This window comes from Bradyrhizobium sp. JR4.3, from assembly GCF_040547695.1.
GTDB classification, from domain to species: domain Bacteria; phylum Pseudomonadota; class Alphaproteobacteria; order Rhizobiales; family Xanthobacteraceae; genus Bradyrhizobium; species Bradyrhizobium canariense.
Map to the genome: position 1 here is coordinate 44926 of NZ_JBEPQF010000016.1, position 17810 is coordinate 62735.

16 protein-coding genes are annotated in these 17810 nt (G+C 65.3%); 9 read left to right on the plus strand and 7 right to left on the minus strand.

The window, feature by feature from the left end; translation table 11 throughout:
* Positions 1-5 precede the first annotated feature (5 nt).
* Positions 6-1013, plus strand: a complete 1008-nt coding sequence (locus tag ABIB91_RS24045) for an inorganic phosphate transporter (RefSeq protein WP_354163824.1) — start codon at positions 6-8, stop codon at positions 1011-1013.
* On the opposite strand, the gene sugE is transcribed toward ABIB91_RS24045, so the two are convergent.
* Positions 1006-1320 (minus strand): quaternary ammonium compound efflux SMR transporter SugE, encoded by a 315-nt coding sequence (gene sugE, locus ABIB91_RS24050; protein WP_354163822.1) that lies wholly within the window; start codon positions 1318-1320, stop codon positions 1006-1008. The two genes, ABIB91_RS24045 and sugE, sit on opposite strands and share 8 nt — an antisense overlap.
* Before the next feature lie 168 nt (positions 1321-1488).
* Here sugE and ABIB91_RS24055 point away from each other — a divergent pair, with 168 nt between their 5' ends.
* The 8 genes from ABIB91_RS24055 to ABIB91_RS24090 all read left to right on the plus strand — a co-directional run bounded on the left by ABIB91_RS24055 (position 1489) and on the right by ABIB91_RS24090 (position 10349).
* On the plus strand, positions 1489-3108 hold the full coding sequence (locus ABIB91_RS24055; protein ID WP_354163820.1) for a peptide chain release factor 3: 1620 nt from the start codon (positions 1489-1491) through the stop codon (positions 3106-3108).
* Between the two features lie 195 nt (positions 3109-3303).
* On the plus strand, positions 3304-3882 hold the full coding sequence (locus ABIB91_RS24060; protein ID WP_354163818.1) for a UCP034077 family protein: 579 nt from the start codon (positions 3304-3306) through the stop codon (positions 3880-3882).
* 71 nt (positions 3883-3953) lie between these two features.
* A complete protein-coding gene (locus ABIB91_RS24065) occupies positions 3954-4538 on the plus strand; it encodes an NnrU family protein (RefSeq protein ID WP_219683215.1) in 585 nt (194 codons plus the stop codon).
* Positions 4539-4616: 78 nt separating this feature from the next.
* Positions 4617-6209: a class I adenylate-forming enzyme family protein gene (locus tag ABIB91_RS24070; protein ID WP_354201684.1), complete on the plus strand. Its 1593-nt coding sequence runs from the start codon at positions 4617-4619 to the stop codon at positions 6207-6209.
* Between the two features lie 168 nt (positions 6210-6377).
* Positions 6378-7031 (plus strand): tetratricopeptide repeat protein, encoded by a 654-nt coding sequence (locus tag ABIB91_RS24075; RefSeq protein ID WP_354163556.1) that lies wholly within the window; start codon positions 6378-6380, stop codon positions 7029-7031.
* 26 nt (positions 7032-7057) lie between these two features.
* The gene (locus ABIB91_RS24080; RefSeq protein WP_354163554.1) at positions 7058-7609 is read left to right on the plus strand and encodes a hypothetical protein; all 552 of its coding nucleotides are present in this window, start codon (positions 7058-7060) and stop codon (positions 7607-7609) included.
* Between the two features lie 104 nt (positions 7610-7713).
* Positions 7714-9096: a ribosome biogenesis GTPase Der gene (gene der, locus ABIB91_RS24085; RefSeq protein WP_354163552.1), complete on the plus strand. Its 1383-nt coding sequence runs from the start codon at positions 7714-7716 to the stop codon at positions 9094-9096.
* Complete coding sequence (locus ABIB91_RS24090; protein ID WP_354163549.1) at positions 9093-10349, plus strand: TCR/Tet family MFS transporter; 1257 nt, start codon at positions 9093-9095, stop codon at positions 10347-10349. The genes der and ABIB91_RS24090 overlap by 4 nt, the downstream gene beginning before the upstream one ends.
* A 99-nt stretch (positions 10350-10448) precedes the next feature.
* Here ABIB91_RS24090 and ABIB91_RS24095 read toward each other — a convergent pair whose 3' ends face one another.
* The 6 genes from ABIB91_RS24095 to radA all read right to left on the minus strand — a co-directional run bounded on the left by ABIB91_RS24095 (position 10449) and on the right by radA (position 17734).
* Positions 10449-11675, minus strand: a complete 1227-nt coding sequence (locus ABIB91_RS24095; protein ID WP_354163547.1) for an ABC transporter substrate-binding protein — start codon at positions 11673-11675, stop codon at positions 10449-10451.
* Between the two features lie 170 nt (positions 11676-11845).
* Positions 11846-12994, minus strand: a complete 1149-nt coding sequence (locus ABIB91_RS24100) for an NHL repeat-containing protein (RefSeq protein ID WP_354163545.1) — start codon at positions 12992-12994, stop codon at positions 11846-11848.
* A 78-nt stretch (positions 12995-13072) separates the two neighbouring features.
* Positions 13073-13813 (minus strand): SDR family NAD(P)-dependent oxidoreductase, encoded by a 741-nt coding sequence (locus tag ABIB91_RS24105; RefSeq protein ID WP_354163543.1) that lies wholly within the window; start codon positions 13811-13813, stop codon positions 13073-13075.
* A 145-nt stretch (positions 13814-13958) separates the two neighbouring features.
* On the minus strand, positions 13959-15464 hold the full coding sequence (gene purF / locus ABIB91_RS24110) for an amidophosphoribosyltransferase (RefSeq protein WP_219683207.1): 1506 nt from the start codon (positions 15462-15464) through the stop codon (positions 13959-13961).
* 28 nt (positions 15465-15492) lie between these two features.
* Positions 15493-16122: a CvpA family protein gene (locus tag ABIB91_RS24115; protein WP_007592055.1), complete on the minus strand. Its 630-nt coding sequence runs from the start codon at positions 16120-16122 to the stop codon at positions 15493-15495.
* 166 nt (positions 16123-16288) lie between these two features.
* On the minus strand, positions 16289-17734 hold the full coding sequence (gene radA, locus ABIB91_RS24120; protein ID WP_007592053.1) for a DNA repair protein RadA: 1446 nt from the start codon (positions 17732-17734) through the stop codon (positions 16289-16291).
* Positions 17735-17810 lie beyond the last annotated feature (76 nt).

Consider the following 17810-nt stretch of genomic DNA (forward strand, 5'->3'; position numbering starts at 1 on the left):
ACGCCGTGGATGTTGCGTTGGGTCTTCCCGTCCTGATCGGATTGATCGCCGTCGCGCTGCTGTTCGACTTCCTGAACGGCCTGCACGACGCCGCCAATTCGATTGCGACCATCGTCTCGACTCGCGTGCTGCGGCCGCAATACGCGGTGTTCTGGGCCGCGTTCTTCAATTTCGTCGCCTTCATGGTGTTCGGGCTCCACGTCGCCCAGACCATCGGCACCGGCATCATCGATCCCGCGATCGTGGATGCTCAGGTGATCTTCGCCGCGCTCGTCGGCGCCATCGTCTGGAACCTCGTGACATGGGCGCTCGGCATCCCATCGTCCTCGTCTCATGCATTGATCGGCGGCTTGTTTGGTGCCGGTGTGGCCAAAGCCGGCCTTTCGGCGGCGGTCTGGAGCGGATTGTCCAAGACGGTGATCGCTATCGTGCTGTCTCCGCTCGTCGGCTTCCTGCTCGCGATGGTGCTGGTCGCGATCGTCTCCTGGGCCTCGGTGCGCTCCACGCCCTTTGCCGTGGATCGCGCCTTCCGCATCCTGCAATTCGCCTCCGCCTCGCTCTATTCGCTCGGCCATGGGGGCAACGACGCGCAGAAGACCATGGGCATCATCGCCGTGCTGCTCTATTCGCAGGGCCAGCTCGGCGGCGAATTCTTCGTACCCTTCTGGGTGGTGCTCTCGTGCCAGGCCGCGATGGCGATGGGGACGCTGATGGGCGGCTGGCGCATCGTTCGCACCATGGGCCTGCGCATCACCAAGCTGACCCCGATGCAGGGATTTTGCGCCGAGACCGGCGGTGCCGCGACCCTGTTCATGGCGACCTTCCTCGGCGTTCCCGTCTCGACCACCCACACCATCACCGGGGCCATCGTCGGCGTCGGCGCCGCCCGCCGCCTTTCGGCGGTGCGCTGGAACGTCGCCAGCTCGATCGTCTATGCCTGGGTGATCACGATGCCGGCCTCGGCCATCGTCGCCGCGCTGAGCTGGTGGGCGGTCAAGATCTTCCTCAGGTAACCAGCTTCAGCCCGACAATCCCGGCGACGATCAGCCCGATGCTGGCGAGGCGGAACGCGGTGGCCGGCTCGCCGAACAGGACGATGCCGAGCGTCGCGGTACCGACCGCGCCGATGCCGGTCCAGACTGCATAAGCGGTTCCAATCGGCAGCGATTTGAGGGCGAGCCCGAGCAGGATGATGCTGCCGGCCATGGCGCCGAGCGTGAGGACCGACGGAACGAGCTTGCTGAACCCCTCGGTGTATTTGAGGCCGATCGCCCAGGAGACCTCCAGCAGACCGGCGACGAACAGGATGCTCCAGGCCATGACGACCCTCCATTCAAGGCAGGGTCGTCCCCGCGACTGGCGTGCTGTGGGAAGGGAAGGCCGTCCCTCCCAACCTGATCTTGGGCCCGATATGGGACTGGCCGGAAGGCTCCGCAATCACCAGATGAGGCTTGATCAGGCTCATTTTCCCTGCCAAACGCTGCCGCAATGTCCGACATCGCCACCACAGCCGAATCGACGGCCCGTTCCTCGCTTGCCGCTGAAGTGTCGCGGCGGCGTACCTTTGCCATCATCTCGCATCCGGACGCCGGCAAGACCACGCTGACCGAAAAGCTGCTGCTGTTCGGTGGCGCCATCAATCTGGCCGGCCAGGTCAAGGCCAAGGGCGAGAGGCGCAACACGCGTTCGGACTGGATGAAGATCGAGCGCGAGCGCGGAATCTCGGTCGTGACCTCGGTCATGACCTTCGAGTTCGAGGGCCTCGTTTTCAACCTGCTGGACACGCCGGGTCACGAGGACTTTTCGGAAGACACCTATCGCACGCTCACGGCGGTCGATTCCGCCGTCATGGTGATCGACGCCGCCAAGGGCATCGAGGCGCGCACCCGAAAGCTGTTCGAGGTATGTCGTCTTCGCGACATCCCGATCATCACCTTCATCAACAAGATGGACCGCGAGAGCCGCGACGTGTTCGAGCTCCTCGACGAGATCGAGAAGACGCTGGCGCTCGATACCACGCCGATGACCTGGCCTGTCGGCCGCGGCCGCGAGTTCCTCGGCACCTATGACGTCGTCAATGGCGGCGTGCGCCTGCTCGAAGGCGGCGGTGCCAAGACCGGCGCGGCGCAGCAGATCGAGATCGCCGAGCTCGCCAAGCTCAACGCCAATCTCGACGTGTCAGCGGTCAAGGACGAGCTCGAGCTCGTCACCGCGGCTTCAAAGCCGTTCGAGCTCGAAGCGTTTCGCGAGGGCCATCTGACGCCGGTCTATTTCGGCAGCGCGCTACGCAATTTCGGCGTCGGCGACCTGCTGCAAGGGCTCGGCAAGTTCGCGCCCGAGCCGCGCGCGCAGGAGAGCGACCAGCGCAAGGTCGAAGCCACCGACCCGCGCATGAGCGCCTTCGTGTTCAAGATCCAGGCCAACATGGATCCCAACCACCGCGACCGCATCGCCTTCGCGCGGCTGTGCTCCGGCAAGCTGAGCCGCGGCATGAAGGCGAAGCTCGTGCGCACCGGCAAGAGCATGCCGCTGTCGAGCCCGCAATTCTTCTTCGCGCAGGACCGTTCGGTTGCGGACGAAGCCTATGCCGGCGATGTCGTCGGCATTCCCAATCACGGCACGCTGCGCATCGGCGATACGCTGACCGACGGTGAGGATTTCAACTTCGTCGGCGTGCCGAGCTTTGCGCCGGAAATCGTCCGCCGCGTGCGTCTCACCGATGCGATGAAAGCCAAGAAGCTGAAGGAAGCGCTTCAGCAGATGTCGGAAGAGGGCGTGGTGCAGGTGTTCCGCCCGCGCGACGGCGCGCCCGCGTTGGTCGGCGTCGTCGGCGCTCTCCAGCTCGACGTGCTCAAGGCGCGGCTGGATGCGGAATATTCCCTCCCGGTCGAATTCGAGGTCAGCGAGTTCCAGCTCGCGCGTTGGGTCTCCTCGGGCGACCGCAAGAAGCTCGATACCTTCATCGCTGCCAACACCTCCAGCATCGCCGACGATGTCGACGGCGATCCCGTCTATCTGGCGCGGAACGAGTTCTATCTCGGCTACACAAGGGAACGGGCCGAGGGCATCGAGTTCACCAACGTCAAGGACGTCAAGAAGAAGGGCTAGGGTGTGGCTCCGTCCCACCGCTGTCATGCCCCGCGCAGGCGGGGCATCCAGTACGCCGCAGCCTCTCGGCTCAATCACAATCGCCTCTGGGATACTGGGTCGTCCGGTCAAGCCGGACGACGACACCGCGTGTACGCGCGAGCATGTGAACGCTTGCAGGCTTGACGGCTTCTCCGGCGATGCCACGTTCTGGTCATGTGGCGCGGCATCCTTGTTTTCTTCCTGCTGGCGATCTCGACGATCGCCGCGGACGCGCGGCCCAGGCAAATCAACCCAATTCCGTTTTCGCACGAGCCGTGCAGCGTCCTCGACGGCAGGCCCTGCACGCCGTCCTACTGCAGCCCGCTCGAGCCTGGTCCCTGTATTCCCGAGATCGACTATCCCTATGGCCAGAATCTCCAGCTCACGATCCAAAGCGTACCGTCAGAGGCGGATCGCGCCAAATACCAGAAGCCGGATCATGATCTCGACACGATCGGCGATCTCTTCGCCGAACTGCGCAGCTGCTGGTCGCCGCCAACGGACAATGCGCACGCGGGCATGCAGATCGCCGTGCGTTTCAGCTTCAACAAATCGGGCGGCCTGATCGGCCCGCCGCGCCTGACCTTTGCGACCGCAGGCGTCCCCGCCGAGACGAGAACCTCCTACCTCAATGCGATCAATTCATCGTTGAACGCCTGCCTGCCGCTGAAATTCACCGGGGGTCTTGGCGGTGCCCTCGCCGGGCGGCCGATCGCGATCCGATATGTCGACAATCGCGAGATCGGCAAGTAGCGCATCAGTTGCGACCCGCGGCCAATCGATGATACGCCATGGGCTGGGGCGCTGGTTGAGGGGAGAATCTCGTGGGTCTGCTGGTGATGATCCTGGGGCTTGCGCTGTTTTTTGCGGCGCATGTGTTCACGACGAAACGCGAGGCGCGCGCGCAGGCCATCGCGAGACTGGGCGAGGGGACCTACAAAATCCTCTATTCGCTTGCCTCGCTCGCGGGGCTCGCGCTGATCATCTGGGGCTTCGCGCATTACCGTGCGACGGGCTGGATCGACGTCTGGTATCCGCCGAAGGCGCTGAAGCACATCACGCTCGCGCTGATGTTGCCCGCGGTCATCCTGGTGGTTGCGTCCTATCTGCGCGGCCGCATTTACGCGACGCTGAAGCATCCGATGCTGGCCGGCATCAAGCTGTGGGCGGCGGCGCATCTTCTGGCCAATGGCGATCTCGGCTCCATCATCCTGTTCGGCTCCTTCCTGGGCTGGGCGGTGTATGATCGTATCACGCTGAAGCGTCGCACCGATGGCGGCGGTCCGCCGATTCCGGTGGGCGGCGTCACCAACGATCTGATCGCGATCGCGGTCGGGATCGTCGCTTATCTGGCGCTGGCTTTTGCGTTCCATCCGGTCGTGATCGGCGTTCCCGTGATGGGTGGATAGCCGATCAGCACAAGACGGGACCGCATGCCCTGCGCGGAAAGTGACAAAGTAACAAGAGCAACAAGCCAAGGCATTCCGATGGACTGGTCGCATTCTCAGATCCCGCCAATGCGGTTCGAGGCGCGCTTCGGCGATCGGGTCGTGCCGGCATTTTGCGATCGGCCGTCGAGCCTATGGGCGATGATTGCGGACGCCTGCGCCCGCAATCCCGACGGCGAAGCGCTGATCTCAGGCCATGTCCGGCTGAGCTGGCGGCAGGCCGCGGAGCAGGCTGCGCGGATCGCGGCGGGATTTCGCAAGCTCGGATTGCGGCGCGGCGATCGTGTCGCGATCCTGCTCGGCAACCGGGTCGAATTCCCGCTGCTGCTGTTTGCTGCCGCGCATGAGGGGCTCGTCACGGTGCTGCTCAGCACACGGCAGCAGAAGCCGGAAATCGCTTATGTGCTCGCCGACTGCGGCGCCAAAATCCTGATCCACGAGGCGGCGCTCGCGGAGCGGCTGCCGGACGTGCGGGATGTGCCCGATGTGATCCACCGTATCGCGGTCGATGACGATCCGGCTCGGTCGCATTTCGCGGTGCTCGTCGACAGCGCGCCGGCCCCGGCGCCGGTCGAGACGAGCGAGGAGGACACCGCGATGATCCTCTACACCTCGGGCACGACAGGCAAGCCGAAGGGCGCGATGCTGGCCCATTGCAACATCGTCCATTCCTCGATGATCTTCGTGTCCTGCCTGCAATTGACGGCGGCCGACCGTTCGATCGCGGCAGTGCCGCTCGGCCACGTCACCGGCGTCGTCGCCAACATCACGACGATGATCTGCTGCGGCGGCGCGCTGATCATCATGCCGGAGTTCAAGGCCGGCGAATATCTCAAGCTCGCCGCGCGCGAGCGCGTCACCTACACGGTGATGGTGCCGGCGATGTACAATCTCTGCCTGCTCCAGCCCGATTTCGAGAGCTACGATCTGTCGAGCTGGCGCATCGGAGGCTTTGGTGGCGCGCCGATGCCGGTTGCCACCATCGAGAAGCTCAAGGCGATCATTCCGGGCCTCGAGCTGGCGAACTGCTACGGCGCGACCGAGACGACATCGCCGTCCACGATCATGCCGGGCGAGTTGACGGCAACCCACATCGACAGCGTTGGCCTGCCGTGTCCCGGTGCGCGCATTCTGGCAATGGGCGCGGACGGGCGTGAGCTGCCGCCTGGGGAAATCGGCGAGCTCTGGATCCAGAGTGCCTCCGTCATCAAGGGCTATTGGAACAACCCAAAGGCCACGGCCGAAAGCTTCACCAGCGGGTTCTGGCATTCCGGCGATCTCGGCTCGATCGATGTGGAGGGATTTGTCCGGGTGTTCGACCGGCAGAAGGACATGATCAACCGCGGCGGCCTCAAGATCTATTCGGCCGAGGTCGAATCCGTGCTGGCCGGCCACCCGGCCGTGGTCGAGAGCGCGATCGTCGCCAAGGCGTGCCCGGTGTTGGGCGAACGCGTTCACGCCGTGGTGGTGGCGCGCGCGCCGGTGGACAGCGAGGCCTTGCGCGCCTGGTGCGCGGAGCGGCTGTCCGACTACAAGGTCCCGGAGAGCATGATGATCACAGCGGAGCCGCTGCCGCGCAATGCCAATGGCAAGGTACTGAAGCGGCAGCTGCGGGAGCTGTTGGGATCCTGACCCGGGGAGGCGGTCTCTCCGGGCTGTCCCGGGTGGTTAACGCCTTGATCGGGCTCGCTTTGCCTTGCCACCGCCATATCGTTAGGGTACCTCGCCGCCACGTGGGGACGGGATTCCTGACGCGAACGCCTTGGCGCGCGCACCCGGACGGGCATGGGATTAGCATAAGTGTCTGAATTATTTGACGAAGTCGACGAGGAAGTACGTCGCGAACAGCTCAAGAAGCTGTGGGACAAGTATTCGATCGTCTTCATCGCCCTGATGGTGCTGATCGTCGCCGCCGTGGGTGGCTGGCGCGCTTACCAGTATGTGGAGGCCAAGAAGGCCGCCGAGGCCGGCGCCGCCTTCGAAAAGGCCGCCGAGCTGTCCGAGCAGGACAAGCATGCGGAGGCCGAGGCGGCCTTCACCGAGCTCGCCGCAAAGGCTCCATCGGGCTATCGCACCCTGGCGCGGCTGCGTGCTGCGGCCGAGGCGGCGGCCCGCGACACCAAGGCGGGCGCCAAGCTGTATGACGACATCGCCGCCGACCACAGCGTGGGCGGCGAGTGGCAGGATCTGGCGAAGATCCGCGCCGCCGGTCTCCTGCTCGACAGCGCCGGTTATGCCGACATGCAGCAGCGGCTGGACGCCTCCACCGCGCCCAAATCGACCTTTCGTCATACCGCCCGCGAGATGCTGGCGCTGTCGGCCTGGCGCAACAACGACATGACTGCGGCCCGCAAATGGCTCGACGCGATTGCCGAGGATGGCGAAACGCCGCCCGGCTTGCGCTCGCGCGCCGAGGCGCTGCAGGCCCTGCTGCCGCCCGTAGCGAAGAGCTGAGCCGAGAGCTGAGACGAGATACCGATATGCGCCGTACGTCACGCTTGATCGCAGCCGCCGTCCTGATCGCCTTCACGGGCGTGCTGGGCGGTTGCTCCAGCTTCGATCCGAGCGACATGCTCGACTTCCTCGATACCAAGAAGAAGCTGCCGGGCGACCGCAAGCCGGTGTTCCCGGAAGGCGTGCCGGGCCTCGAGCAGGGCGTTCCGAAGGATATGTACAAGGGCGCGCAGCAACGGCCCGATCCGAACGGACCCGCCGTCGCGGCTCTGCCCACCGAGCCTCCGCCCGAGCCGGCCAAGCCGGCGAAGGGTGCCAAGGCGAAAAAGACCAGGCAGCCCGCCAGCGCTGCCGTTGCGCCGGCTGAGGTGCCCGCCGGCGAAGTCGATGGCGAGGCCCAGCCCGAGGCCGCGCCGCCCGCGGCCACGCCGCCGCCCAGGCAGAAGATCGTGCGCAAGCGCACCACCGCGCCGCCGCCCGATCAGCCCGTCCAGCAGGCGCAACCGACCCAGACCACCCAGCAGCAAACGCAGGGCGCCTTCCCGGCGCCGATGCCCAGCGGCAGCTTCTCGCGCTAGAGCATGATCCGGAAAAGTGTGAAGCGGTTTTCCGAAAAGATCATGCTCAAACAATTGTCTTCATTTCATTGACAGGCGCGGCTCCGGCAGCGCACGAATGACCCATGTCCTTTAAGATTGCCATTATCGGCCGACCCAATGTCGGCAAATCGACGCTGTTCAACCGTCTGGTCGGGCAGAAGCTCGCGCTTGTCGATGACCTGCCCGGCGTCACCCGCGATCGCCGCGAGGGCGAGGCCAGGCTCGGCGATCTCGACTTCACGATCATCGACACCGCCGGCCTCGACGAGGGGGCCAAGGGCTCGCTGACCGCCCGCATGCAGGAGCAGACGGAGGCCGCGATCGCACAGGCCGACGCGCTGTTCTTCGTGATCGATGCCCGCATGGGCCTCACGCCCAACGATCGCGCCTTCGCCGATTTCGCCCGCAAGGCCAACAAGCCGGTGCTGCTGGTCGCCAACAAGAGCGAAGGCAAGCATGGCGATGCCGGCGCGATGGAGGCTTTCGCGCTCGGCCTCGGCGATCCCATCCAGATCTCGGCCGAGCACGGCGAGGGCCTCGGTGAGCTCTATGATGCCCTTCGAGAGCTGATGCCGGAGCCCGTCGAGGAGGATGACGTCGAGGACGACGAGCCGCTGACGGAGGAAGAGGCGGCCACGCGTCCGATCCGGGTTGCCATCGTCGGCCGGCCCAACGCCGGCAAGTCGACGATGATCAATCATCTGCTCGGCGAGGAGCGCCTGCTGACGAGCCCGGAGGCCGGCACCACGCGCGATTCCATCGCGGTCGAGATCAACTGGAAGGGTCGCGAGTTTCGCGTGTTCGACACCGCGGGTCTGCGCCGGCGCTCGCGGATCGAGGAGAAGCTCGAGAAGCTCTCGGTCGCCGACGCACTGCGCGCGGTGCGCTTTGCCGAAGTCGTCGTGATGATGATGGATGCGCAGAACCGCTTCGAGGAGCAGGATCTTCGCATCGCCGACCTGATCGAGCGCGAAGGTCGCGCCGTCGTGCTCGCCGTCAACAAATGGGACCTGATGGAGAGCAAAGGCGGCGGCGCGATCTCGAACCTGCGCCGCGATGCCGATCATTTGCTGCCGCAGATCAAAGGCGTGCCGATCGTCGCCGTCTCCGGCTTGATGGGCGAGGGCGTCGATCGATTGATGCAGGCGATCCAGGATGCCTATGCGCTTTGGAACAGACGTGTGTCGACGGCGGCGCTGAACCGCTGGTTCGAGGAGGCGGTCCAGGCCAATCCGCCGCCGGCCGTGTCCGGCCGACGCCTCAAGCTGAATTACATCACGCAGACCAAGGCGCGTCCGCCGAGCTTCGTGCTGTTCTGCTCGCGTGCGGACGCGGTGCCGCAGTCCTATCTGCGCTACCTCACCAACTCGCTGCGTGAGGCCTTCGAGCTGCCGGGCACGCCGGTGCGTATCACCTTGCGCGAGAAGGCCAATCCCTTCGCCCACAAGCGCAAGCGGCCGTCGTGAGCAACCAAGCCGGCGAGGCGATGGCGCAGGGCGCTGCGCCAGTCCGGCGCGGTGCGGTCGCCTTCATCTTCGTCACCATCCTGCTCGACATGCTCGCGCTCGGCGTGATCATGCCGATCCTGCCAAAACTGATCGAGAGCTTCGTCGACAACGACACGGCGCACGCGGCCCGCATCTTCGGCCTGTTCGGCACCGCCTGGGCGCTGATGCAATTCGTGTTCTCGCCGGTGCTCGGCGCGCTGTCGGATCGCTTCGGGCGGCGGCCGGTGGTGCTGCTGTCGAATTTCGGGCTCGCGGCCGACTATGTGCTGATGGCGCTGGCGCCGTCGCTGGTCTGGCTGTTCGTCGGCCGGGTGATCTCAGGCATCACCTCGGCGAGCATCTCGACCGCCTTTGCCTATATCGCCGACATTACGCCGCCGGAGCGGCGCGCAGCGGTGTTCGGCAGGATTGGAGCTGCGTTCGGCGCCGGCTTCGTGCTGGGCCCGGCGCTGGGTGGTCTGCTCGGCGATATCGATCCGCGCCTGCCGTTCTGGGCCTCGGCGGCCCTGAGCTTGGCCAATGCGCTCTATGGGCTCTTCGTCCTGCCGGAATCGCTGGCGCCGGACAAGCGCGCGCCGTTCCGCTGGAGGAGCGCCAATCCGCTCGGAGCGCTCCGCCTGCTGCGTTCGAACGTGGTGCTCGCTGCGTTGTCCGTCGTCAACTTCATCGCGCAGGTCGCGCATGTCGTGCTTCCCTCGACCTTCCTGCTCTACGCCACCTATCGCTACGGCTGGGATTCGAAGACCGTGGGATTGACGCTGGCGATGGTCGGCGTCTGCGCCATGGTGGTGCAGGGGCTCGCGATCGGTCCGATCGTGCGCGTGCTCGGCGAGCGCAACGCCTTGTTGATGGGCCTGTGCTGTGGCGCGGTCGGCTTCGTGATCTTCGGCGCAGCGCCGACCGGACCGCTGTTCTGGATCGGCATTCCCGTGATGTCGCTGTGGGGCATTTCGGGCGCCGCCATGCAATCGCTGATGACGCGGCTGGTCGCGCCCGATCAGCAGGGCCAGTTGCAGGGCGCGACCGCGAGCGTGCAGAGCGTGTCGCAGCTCGTCGGTCCGTTCCTGTTCACGCTGACGTTTTCATACTTCATCGGCGCCAGCGCGCCGTGGCAGCTGCCCGGCGCGCCGTTCCTGCTCGCGGCGGTGTTGATGGTGGCGTGCGTGGCGATCGCGGTGCGGGCGCTGGGAGCGGCGAAGACGGTTGCGTAGGGTGGGCAAAGCGAAGCGTGCCCACCGCCTTGTTCGGTTGTCGAGAGATGGTGAGCACGGCGCTTTTGCGCCTTTGCCCACCCTACGGCACCTATGCTCTTACTTCTTCACCAGCGGGCACTCGCTGTCCTTGAGCGGCTTGGCCGCATCTTCCGCCGGGATGGTCGCGACCAGCTTGTAATAATCCCACGGTCCCTTGGATTCTTCCGGCTTCTTCACCTCGAACAGGAAGGCGGGAATGATCCGGCGTCCGTCCTCGCGCAGCGGGCCCTTGCCGAACAGCGGATCGTCGGTCGGGATCTCCTTCATCTTGGCGACAACTTTGGCGCCGTCGTGCGGATTGCCGCCGAGGGCGTCCATCGCCTTCAGAAGATGCAGCACGGCCGCGTAATTGCCGGCCTGCGTCATCGAGGGCATCGCCTTGTTGGCGACCTTGTCCTGGAAGCGCTTCGAGAAGGCGCGCGTGCCTTCGTTGAGGTCCCAATAGAAGGATTCGGTGAAGGTCAGGCCGTGCGCGGTCTTCAGGCCGAGCGAGTGGACGTCGTTGATGAACAGCAACAGCGCCGCGAGCTTCTGGCCGCCTTCGACGATGCCGAACTCGGCCGCCTGCTTGATCGAGTTGGTGGTGTCGCCGCCGGCATTGGCGAGACCGACGATCTTCGCCTTCGAATTCTGCGCCTGCAGCAGGAAGGAGGAGAAATCCGACGTGTTGAGCGGATGCTTGACGCCGCCGAGCACCTTGCCGCCGTTCGCGGTGACGACCGCGCTGGTGTCACGCTCGAGCGCGGCACCGAAGGCGTAGTCGGCGGTCAGGAAGAACCAGCTGTCGCCGCCGGCCTTGGTCAGCGCCTTGCCGGTACCGTTGGCGAGCATGTAGGTGTCGTAAGTATAGGAAATGGTGTTGGCGTTGCAGGCCTTGCCGGTGAGGTCGGCACTGGCGCCGCCATTGTTGAGCAGGACCGCGTTCTTTTCCTTGACGACGTTGCTGACGGCCAGCGCCACGCCGGAGTTCGGGGTGTCGGCGATCACATCGACCTTCTGGGTGTCGATCCACTGCCGCGCGATGTTGACGCCGACGTCCGGCTTGTTCTGGTGGTCGCCGCTGATCACCTCGATCTTCCAGCCCTTGGCGCGGAGACCGGAATCTTCCACCGCCATGTTGACCGCCGCCACGGCGCCGGGGCCGCCGATGTCGGCATAGAGGCTGGACATGTCGTTGAGCACGCCGATCGTGACGGATTTTTCCTGGGCGAAGGCGGATGTGGCAAAACCGAAGGCGGCACAGGCCAGAAGAGCCGCGGAGCGGCGCGCGAACGTCGTCGTCATAAAAGCTTTCCTCCATTGTCAAACATGCGGACGGCTCTCTTGAATGGGAGCCTTGTTCCGGCTGATGGCTCTACCGTGTCCCACGGCCGGCGGCAATGCGCCTAAAGCCGGATGACGCTGCGTCGCAGCGTCATCCCTCCGTTAACTTTTGGGCAAAATGCGTCGAGACGCTATTTCAGCGCGTCCGATGTCAGCTTGAATTTCTGGATGCGCTTTCCGGTGTCGACCTCGGCGGTATAGACGTTACCCTTGGCGTCGATCGCCATGGCGTGCACCCAGTGGAATTGTCCGGCATTGCGGCCGTTGTGCCCGAAGCTGCCGACCACGCTGCCGTCGTCGCGCCTGATCACCCTGATCTCGTTGTTCTCGCCGTCCGCGCTGAGCAGCCAGGTCTGCTTCGGATCGGGCCAGATTGCGACGTCCCACACCGCGCCATTGCCGAGGGTGTTCTTCTCGAAGAAGAATTCCTTCACGAAGGTGCCGTCCGTCTTGAACACCTGGATGCGGTTGTTGATGCGGTCGCAGACATAGACGAGACCGTCATTGGCGAGCTTCACGCAGTGGACGGGATTGCCGAACTGCTGGGACACCGGCGCCTTGGGATCGTACGCCGCCTGCTTGGTGTCATCAGGCTTGTTGCCGTAGGCGCCCCAGTGCCGCTTGTAGGCGAGGGTCGTTGCGTCGAACACGATGACGCGGCGGTTGCCGTAGCCGTCGGCGACATAGATTTCGTTGGCGGCCTTGTCGATCGCGGTCTCGGCGGGTTTGCCGAGCTGTGTCGTGTCGTTGCTGCCGAGGCTCGGCGCGATCTTGCCGATCTGGGCGACGAACTTGCCGTCGAGCGTGAATTTCAGGATCGCGTTGTCGTTGTCGGCATTGCCGCCGACCCAGACGAAGCCGCGCTCGTCGACCTCGATGCCGTGCTCGCGGCCGACCCATTCATAGCCTTCGCCCGCGCCGCCCCACGATCGCAGCAGATTGCCGTCGCTGTCGAATTCGAGCACCGGCGGCGCCGACACGCAGCATTTCGAACGCGGCGGAGTGAGGCTCGCGCCTTTCTCGTCGTCGGTGAGGGAGCGGGGGCGATGGATCACCCAGATGTGGCCCTGCCAGTCGACGGTGATGCCGCCGACCTGGCCGAGGATCCAGTTGTTCGGCAACGGCTTTGGCCAGGAAGCATCGACTGCGAAGGTCGGGACATCGCTGGCGGTCGCCGCACCCGGAAGCGCAAACGCGACGGCCGCGATCAGGACAGAGAGGACGCGAGAGACATTTGCGAGCGCACGCTTAAAGCTTGCGCGATTCCGCCATGGTGCCATAGCAACCTCCCTTTTTTGGCCTGCGGCTTGCTGCCGCTTGAGCGCGGGCAGTCAATCGCGGGGAGGCCGTCAAGTCAATCAGGCCGGCGAGCGGAAGCTCATCAGGCTGCGGGTCTTGTAGTCGTAGAACTTGCCGGTTTCGGTCCAGTCCGGCGCGCACATCGGCACGATGAATTCGGCGACCTGCTCGGCTGTATCGAGCGTCGCCGGATCTTCGCCCGGCATCAGCGTCGCGCGCATGCGGGTGCGGACGGGGCCCGGATTGAACAAATTGACGCGCAGTTTCGTATTCGCGGTCTCCTGTGCCCAGGCGCGCGCCAGCGTTTCCAGCGCCGCCTTGGACGCCGCGTAGGGACTGACATAGGCGGTCGCCTTGTTGGCAGCGCCGGACGTGACGAACACCGCGCGGCCGGCGTCGGACTGCTTGAGCAGCGGCTCCATGCAGCGGATCAGCTGGAAGTTCGCGGAGACGTTGACCGCCATCACGTCGGTGAAGGCCTTCAGCTCGATATGGCCGATCGGCGAGGAGGGGCCGAGCACGCCGGCATTGCCGACGAGGATGTCGAGCTTGCCGTAACGCTCATGCAGGCCGGCGCCGAGCCGCGCGATGCCGTCGGAATCGGTGAGGTTGAGCGGCACCAGCGTTGCGGTGCCGCCGTCCTTGCGGATCTCGTCGTCGAGCTCTTCCAGCCCGCCCTGCGTGCGCGCCACGGCGACGATATGCGCGCCGGCCTTGGCCAGCGCCCTGGCCGTGGCGAAGCCGATGCCGCGCGAGGCGCCGGTGACGAGAGCGATGCGGTTGGCGAGGGGATTTGTCATCAAGAGGTTCTATCCAGCGTCGTCCTGGCGAAAGCCAGGACCCATACGCCGTGACGTTTATGGCTAGGGAAGATGATTGTCACACCTTCTTCGAACCAGAGAGGCCTGTGGTAATGGGTCCTGGCTTTCGCCAGGACGACGGCCGTCAGCTCGCCTCCGCCAGCAGCGACAATTGCCGCGGCTGCTGCTCGGTCTGGGTCTGGTCGGTGAGGTGGGTCGGATAGGCCCCGGTGAAGCAATGGTCCGAGAATTTCGGATTGGCGGGGTCGCGGCCGGGCTCGCCCATGGCGCGGTACATGCCGTCGATCGAGAGGAAGGCGAGCGAATCGGCGCCGATGATCTCGCGCATCTCTTCGAGCGAATGCGTCGCCGCAAGAAGACCCCCGCGGTCCGGCAGGTCGATGCCGTAATAGTCGGGATAGAGGATCGGCGGCGAGGCGAGGCGGAAATGTACTTCCTTGGCGCCGGCATCGCGCATCATGCGAACGATCTTCTTCGAGGTGGTGCCGCGCACCAGCGAATCGTCGATCAGGATGATGCGCTTGCCTTCGATCGCGGCGCGGTTGGCCGAATGCTTCATGCGCACGCCGGACTCGCGGATCGCCTGGGTCGGCTGGATGAAGGTGCGGCCGACATAGTGGTTGCGGATGATGCCGAGCTCGAACGGCACGCCGGAATGCTGGCTGTAGCCGACCGCGGCGGGCACGCCGGAATCCGGCACCGGCACCACGACGTCGACCGGCACGTGGCTCTCCTTGGCGAGCTGCGCGCCGAAAGCCTTGCGCACCTCATAGACGGAGCGGCCGTGGACGATGGAATCCGGACGTGAGAAGTAGATGTACTCGAAGATGCAGGGCCGCGGCGCAATCGGTGGGAACGGCTTGTGAATGTCCTGGCCGCTCTCGTCGAACACGATGACTTCACCGGGTTCGATGTCGCGCACGAAGCGCGCGCCGATGATGTCGAGGGCGCAGGTCTCGGACGTCAGGATTGGGCAGCCGTCGAGATCGCCAAGCACCAGCGGACGGATGCCGCGCGGGTCGCGCGCGCCGACCAGCTTTTTGTTGGTCAGCGAGACCAGCGCATAGGCGCCCTCGATCTCGCGCAGCGCGTCGACATAGCGTTCAATGAAGCGGCTGCGCCTGGAGCGCGCGACCAAATGCAGGATCACTTCGGTGTCGGTGGTCGACTGCATCATCGCGCCGCTTTTCACGAGCTCGCGACGCAACGTCAGGCCGTTGGTGAGATTGCCGTTGTGGGCGACCGCAAGGCCGCCGGCGTTGAGCTCGGCGAACAGCGGCTGCACGTTGCGCAGGATGGTGGCGCCGGTGGTGGAATAGCGGACATGGCCGACTGCCATTGTGCCGGGGAGGCGGTCGATCACCTCGCGGCGGGAGAAGGTGTCACCGACGAGGCCGAGGCGGCGTTCGGAATGAAAGCGGCCACCGTCATAGGAGACAATGCCGGCTGCTTCCTGACCACGGTGCTGAAGGGCGTGGAGGCCGAGCGCCGTGATGGCGGCGGCATTGGGGTGGCCGTAGATGCCGAAGACGCCGCATTCCTCGCGCAGCGTATCCCCCTCCAGATCGTCTTGAAGTTCCAGCGCGGCCGGGCCGAGATCAAGTAGGGCGTCCTGGTCAGGATTTCGCATCTCGTCCGAGCCTCTCGTTAGGGCTTAATCATCGCGCCGCGGGTTTCTCGATCAGCTTTTTAAGGCTGTCACGAGCCGGTTTGCTGTATCCGTCGCCACTGCCCGAAGGCTGCTGCTCGGAATCAGTTTGCTCTTCATCTGGTTTGTTTTTCTTGAATCTCTTCAAGATGGTGTTCTCGGGGTCGTCAGGCAAGAGGGCCATCAGCCAATCCCCGGTTCCCTGGAGCACCACGCGGGATTTGGCCCCTGTGACCCAATCCGGGCGCTGCTTGTCCGGTACCAGCCAGGTGAAGAACAGGAAGGCGACCACGACGATCAAAAGCCCGCGTGCCAGCCCGAACAGGAAGCCGAGGGTGCGGTCCAGCGCGCCGATGCGCGAATCCAGGATCATGTCGGAGATCCGGACCGTGATCACGGAGACCACGACCAAAGTGCCCACGAACACGCCAGCGACCACGACCACGCTCGCGACGGTATCGTTGTTGAAATAGGTCTTTGCGGTCGGCAGCAGCTTCGAGAATGAGTAAAGGGTGACGATCGCCGCCGTGCCCCAGGCCGCGATCGACAGGATTTCGCGCATGAAGCCGCGAACCATGGCGAGCAGGCCCGAAATCAGCATCACACCGAGCAGGATCAGGTCGAGGATGGTTACTGGCATCGGCTGGTCTGGTCCGCTCGTACTTCAAGGTGCTCAGCGAATCGGTGTTTGGCCGCCCGCCCTAAGTGAGGGCCAGACGACGTTCCCGGCAAGGCCGCAACCACGCAATCCCATGCTGCTTTTGTGACGGCTGTATAGCGGCGAGGGCGGGGCACGTCACCACCGGCTAACCCTCTCCGCGGCGGAATCTTGCCGGTGTGGCATTTTTCTCTGCCGGTGCGCTCGAGTCGCCTCGCCGGGAGCCGCGCGCGGCGATCTCGGCGACCAGCGTCGTCAGGCTGTTGATCGCGTTCAGCGACAGGCCGGCATCGCCGGCGGCTTCGCCCCGAGCCGATTCGGGCAGGACGGCACGCTGAAAGCCGAGTTTTGCCGCTTCTTTCAGCCTGGCCGGGGTCTGCGCCACCGGGCGCACCACGCCGGACAGCGAGATCTCGCCGAAATAGACCGCATCGGTGGGTAACTGCGCATTAACCAGGGAAGACACCAGCGCCGCCGCAGCGGCCAGATCAGCCGCGGGCTCGTGGATGCGCAGGCCGCCCGCGACGTTCAGATAGACGTCGTGGCCCGACAGCTTGACCCCGCAATGGGCTTCCAGCACCGCCAGCACCATCGACAAACGGCTCGGATCCCAGCCGACCACGGCCCGTCGCGGGGTGCCGAGCGAGGTTGGCGCCACCAGCGCCTGCAATTCGACCAGAACGGGCCTTGTGCCCTCGATGCCCGCGAAGACTGCGGTGCCGGGCGTGCCGAGATCGCGCTCGGACAAAAACAGCTCGGAGGGGTTGGTGACTTCGCGCAGGCCGAGCCCCGTCATCTCGAACACGCCGATCTCGTCGGTCGGACCGAAACGGTTCTTCACGGCACGCAGGATGCGGAATTGCTGCGAGCCTTCGCCCTCGAACGACAGCACCGCATCGACCATGTGCTCGACCACGCGGGGGCCTGCGATCTGTCCGTCCTTGGTGACATGGCCGACCAGGATGATGGCCGCGCCGGTCCTCTTGGCAAATCGAATCAGGGCCTGCGCCGAGGCGCGCACCTGCGTCACCGTGCCGGGTGCCGATTCCACCGTGTCGGTCCACATCGTCTGGATCGAATCGATCACGATCAGCCGGGGCACCGCGCCCTCGGACAGCGTCGAGACGATGTCCTCGACCGACGTCTCGGCGGCGAGCTGCACCGGCGCGTCCGACAGCCCGAGCCGTTCGGCGCGCAGCCGAACCTGCGCGACCGCCTCTTCGCCGGAGATGTAGACGACGCGGTGCCCGGCGCGCGCGAGCAGGCTTGTGGCCTGCGTCAGCAGCGTCGACTTGCCGATGCCGGGATCGCCGCCGACCAGCAGCACCGAGCCGCGGACGAAGCCGCCGCCGGTCACGCGATCGAGCTCCGTCATGCCCGAGGACAGGCGCGGAGCGTCCTGGGTTTTTCCGGACAGGCTCTCCAGCGCGAACGTCCGCCCCTTGCGCTTGGAGCGGATCGACACCGGCACGCTGCCGGTCGTGTCCTCCTCCGCGAGCGTATTCCACTCGCCGCAGGACTCGCACTTGCCCTGCCAGCGGTTATAGGCCGCGCCGCAGTTCTGGCAGACGAAGGAAAGTGTGTTCTTGGCCATGGGGACAGCGAGTTAGGGGACAGCGAGTCGGGGGTTTCAGGTTTGCTGATAGCACGGAATGACGGGTCGAGAGCGT

Excerpts from the sequence above, each read along its gene's own strand:
- sugE (WP_354163822.1), bottom strand. The coding sequence starts at position 1,320 with ATGGCCTGGAGCATCCTGTTCGTCGCCGGTCTGCTGGAGGTCTCCTGG.
- ABIB91_RS24055 (WP_354163820.1), top strand. The coding sequence starts at position 1,489 with ATGTCCGACATCGCCACCACAGCCGAATCGACGGCCCGTTCCTCGCTT.
- ABIB91_RS24060 (WP_354163818.1), top strand. The coding sequence starts at position 3,304 with ATGTGGCGCGGCATCCTTGTTTTCTTCCTGCTGGCGATCTCGACGATC.
- ABIB91_RS24070 (WP_354201684.1), top strand. The coding sequence starts at position 4,617 with ATGGACTGGTCGCATTCTCAGATCCCGCCAATGCGGTTCGAGGCGCGC.
- ABIB91_RS24080 (WP_354163554.1), top strand. The coding sequence starts at position 7,058 with ATGCGCCGTACGTCACGCTTGATCGCAGCCGCCGTCCTGATCGCCTTC.
- der (WP_354163552.1), top strand. The coding sequence starts at position 7,714 with ATGTCCTTTAAGATTGCCATTATCGGCCGACCCAATGTCGGCAAATCG.
- ABIB91_RS24095 (WP_354163547.1), bottom strand. The coding sequence starts at position 11,675 with ATGACGACGACGTTCGCGCGCCGCTCCGCGGCTCTTCTGGCCTGTGCC.
- ABIB91_RS24100 (WP_354163545.1), bottom strand. The coding sequence starts at position 12,994 with ATGGCACCATGGCGGAATCGCGCAAGCTTTAAGCGTGCGCTCGCAAAT.
- ABIB91_RS24105 (WP_354163543.1), bottom strand. The coding sequence starts at position 13,813 with ATGACAAATCCCCTCGCCAACCGCATCGCTCTCGTCACCGGCGCCTCG.
- purF (WP_219683207.1), bottom strand. The coding sequence starts at position 15,464 with ATGCGAAATCCTGACCAGGACGCCCTACTTGATCTCGGCCCGGCCGCG.
- ABIB91_RS24115 (WP_007592055.1), bottom strand. The coding sequence starts at position 16,122 with ATGCCAGTAACCATCCTCGACCTGATCCTGCTCGGTGTGATGCTGATT.
- radA (WP_007592053.1), bottom strand. The coding sequence starts at position 17,734 with ATGGCCAAGAACACACTTTCCTTCGTCTGCCAGAACTGCGGCGCGGCC.